The 2,088-nt window shown below is 51.7% G+C and carries 16 tRNA genes, 1 rRNA gene and 1 pseudogene; 17 read left to right on the top strand and 1 reads right to left on the bottom strand.

Annotated elements, in window-relative coordinates:
• Nucleotides 1-10 precede the first annotated feature (10 nt).
• The 17 genes from rrf (at nucleotide 11) to ACE1TI_RS21565 (ending at nucleotide 1,803) form a co-directional block, all read left to right on the top strand.
• Nucleotides 11-127 (top strand): 5S ribosomal RNA (gene rrf, locus ACE1TI_RS21645).
• A gap of 63 nt (nucleotides 128-190) precedes the next feature.
• Nucleotides 191-265 (top strand) — tRNA-Asn (locus tag ACE1TI_RS21640).
• Nucleotides 266-268: 3 nt separating this feature from the next.
• Nucleotides 269-362, top strand: a tRNA-Ser gene (locus tag ACE1TI_RS21635).
• 20 nt (nucleotides 363-382) lie between these two features.
• Nucleotides 383-457, top strand: a tRNA-Glu gene (locus ACE1TI_RS21630).
• An 8-nt stretch (nucleotides 458-465) separates the two neighbouring features.
• A tRNA-Val gene (locus ACE1TI_RS21625) sits at nucleotides 466-541 on the top strand.
• A 17-nt stretch (nucleotides 542-558) separates the two neighbouring features.
• Nucleotides 559-635: transfer RNA gene (locus tag ACE1TI_RS21620), tRNA-Met, on the top strand.
• A gap of 165 nt (nucleotides 636-800) precedes the next feature.
• Nucleotides 801-876: transfer RNA gene (locus ACE1TI_RS21615), tRNA-Asp, on the top strand.
• 21 nt (nucleotides 877-897) lie between these two features.
• A tRNA-Phe gene (locus ACE1TI_RS21610) sits at nucleotides 898-973 on the top strand.
• Between the two features lie 4 nt (nucleotides 974-977).
• Nucleotides 978-1,053: transfer RNA gene (locus ACE1TI_RS21605), tRNA-Thr, on the top strand.
• Nucleotides 1,054-1,057: 4 nt separating this feature from the next.
• A tRNA-Tyr gene (locus tag ACE1TI_RS21600) sits at nucleotides 1,058-1,143 on the top strand.
• 8 nt (nucleotides 1,144-1,151) lie between these two features.
• Nucleotides 1,152-1,225, top strand: a tRNA-Trp gene (locus ACE1TI_RS21595).
• A 17-nt stretch (nucleotides 1,226-1,242) separates the two neighbouring features.
• Nucleotides 1,243-1,318, top strand: a tRNA-His gene (locus ACE1TI_RS21590).
• Between the two features lie 10 nt (nucleotides 1,319-1,328).
• Nucleotides 1,329-1,403 (top strand) — tRNA-Gln (locus tag ACE1TI_RS21585).
• A 7-nt stretch (nucleotides 1,404-1,410) separates the two neighbouring features.
• Nucleotides 1,411-1,485 (top strand) — tRNA-Gly (locus ACE1TI_RS21580).
• 45 nt (nucleotides 1,486-1,530) lie between these two features.
• Nucleotides 1,531-1,605 (top strand) — tRNA-Cys (locus ACE1TI_RS21575).
• 16 nt (nucleotides 1,606-1,621) lie between these two features.
• Nucleotides 1,622-1,711 (top strand) — tRNA-Leu (locus ACE1TI_RS21570).
• A gap of 7 nt (nucleotides 1,712-1,718) precedes the next feature.
• Nucleotides 1,719-1,803: transfer RNA gene (locus tag ACE1TI_RS21565), tRNA-Leu, on the top strand.
• A gap of 118 nt (nucleotides 1,804-1,921) precedes the next feature.
• On the opposite strand, the pseudogene ACE1TI_RS21560 reads toward ACE1TI_RS21565, so the two are convergent.
• Nucleotides 1,922-2,088, bottom strand: a pseudogene (locus tag ACE1TI_RS21560) (transposase); the annotation flags it as partial.

Genomic DNA, 2,088 nt, shown 5'->3' with positions numbered 1-2,088 from the left:
AACATCCCTGTCTGGTGACGATAGCGAAGAGGTTCCACCCGTTCCCATGCCGAACACGGAAGTTAAGCTCTTCAGCGCCGATGATAATGAAGGGGCAGCCCTTTGTGAAAGTAGGACGTTGCCAGGCTGGACAATCAATTAAAAACATGGTATATTATAAAATTGTGAGAAACATTTTGACTTACAATATTCCACAGTAGCTCAGTGGTAGAGCTATCGGCTGTTAACCGATCGGTCGCAGGTTCGAATCCTGCCTGTGGAGCCATCCGGAGAGCTGTCCGAGTTGGCCGAAGGAGCACGATTGGAAATCGTGTAGGCGGTGTAGAACCGTCTCGAGGGTTCGAATCCCTCGCTCTCCGCCATAATACATACATAAAAGGAAGGCCCGTTGGTCAAGTGGTTAAGACACCGCCCTTTCACGGCGGTAACAGGGGTTCGAACCCCCTACGGGTCACCATATACATCGGAGGATTAGCTCAGCTGGGAGAGCACCTGCCTTACAAGCAGGGGGTCGGCAGTTCGATCCTGTCATCCTCCACCACTTAACGTTGTGAATATCGCGGGGTAGAGCAGTCTGGTAGCTCGTCGGGCTCATAACCCGGAGGTCGGAGGTTCAAATCCTCCCCCCGCAACCAATTTAATACAGCATAATTATCATGTCTTTCACCCTGATTAAATCGATTATTGAAGAATCAAGAAATCGAGAAACCAAGGGAGAGAAAGGAAGGAGCGTACACTAGTACGTGACTGACTCAATGACAGCAGCTGACGAAGAGATTCGCAGCTTATTCTTCAAAAAAGGGCCTGTGGTGTAGCGGTTAACATGCCTGCCTGTCACGCAGGAGATCGCGGGTTCGATTCCCGTCAGGCCCGCCATATTTTAAACACAAATATCAGGGCTCGATAGCTCAGTCGGTAGAGCAGTGGACTGAAAATCCACGTGTCGGCGGTTCGATTCCGTCTCGAGCCACCACCATGCCGGTCTAGCTCAATTGGTAGAGCAACTGACTTGTAATCAGTAGGTTGGGGGTTCAAGTCCTCTGGCCGGCACCATTGTGGAGGGGTAGCGAAGTTGGCCAAACGCGGCAGACTGTAAATCTGCTCCCTCTGGGTTCGGCGGTTCGAATCCGTCCCCCTCCACCATTTTTTACAGGGGTATAGTTTAATGGTAGAACAGCGGTCTCCAAAACCGCCAATGTGGGTTCGATTCCTACTACCCCTGCCATTTTTCTAAGGAAAATGGCGGTTGTGGCGAAGTGGTTAACGCACCGGATTGTGGCTCCGGCACTCGTGGGTTCGATTCCCACCAATCGCCCCATCTGTTACAATGGGCTATAGCCAAGCGGTAAGGCAACGGATTTTGATTCCGTGATGCGCTGGTTCGAATCCAGCTAGCCCAGCCAACACTATGCGGAAGTAGTTCAGTGGTAGAACACCACCTTGCCAAGGTGGGGGTCGCGGGTTCGAATCCCGTCTTCCGCTCCATTATCACTAAATGTGCATTGTTTTTATATGATAAATTATGCACATGGCGGCATAGCCAAGTGGTAAGGCACGGGTCTGCAAAACCCTTATTCCCCGGTTCGAATCCGGGTGCCGCCTCCACATCATAATTCCAACTGCCGGGGTGGTGGAATTGGCAGACACACAGGACTTAAAATCCTGCGGTTGGTCTACAACCGTGCCGGTTCGAGTCCGGCCCTCGGCACCATTTTTTTGGCGGTGTGGCGGAATTGGCAGACGCGCACGACTCAAAATCGTGTTCCTTCGGGAGTGTCGGTTCGACCCCGACCACCGCTACCAATTTACATACTGAAGATAGTTATTGGGGCTGTATCAAAAGCCTCTAAACTGAAAAGCCATGGACGCCATCCAAGAAGATGGTGACCATGGCTTTTTTTGTAGATGTTTATGCTGCTTGCTTCTTTTGGCGGCGTTTCGCCGCCGCCACTTTTCTCATGTTGTGAGCCAGGGCTACCCAGCCGAACTCCACGTGGACTTTTTCCAGCCCTCGCAGGAGGAATCGCTGGTACCCGAGGTTTTGTTTGACATGACCAAATACACTCTCCACGTCCGTTTTTCGGCGCG

It is taken from the genome of Alteribacillus sp. JSM 102045 (assembly GCF_041949975.1).
In the GTDB taxonomy this organism is placed as follows: domain Bacteria; phylum Bacillota; class Bacilli; order Bacillales; family Marinococcaceae; genus Alteribacillus.
Note: the sequence above shows the minus strand (reverse complement) of the source record. Positions and strands in the feature narration are given on the sequence as shown.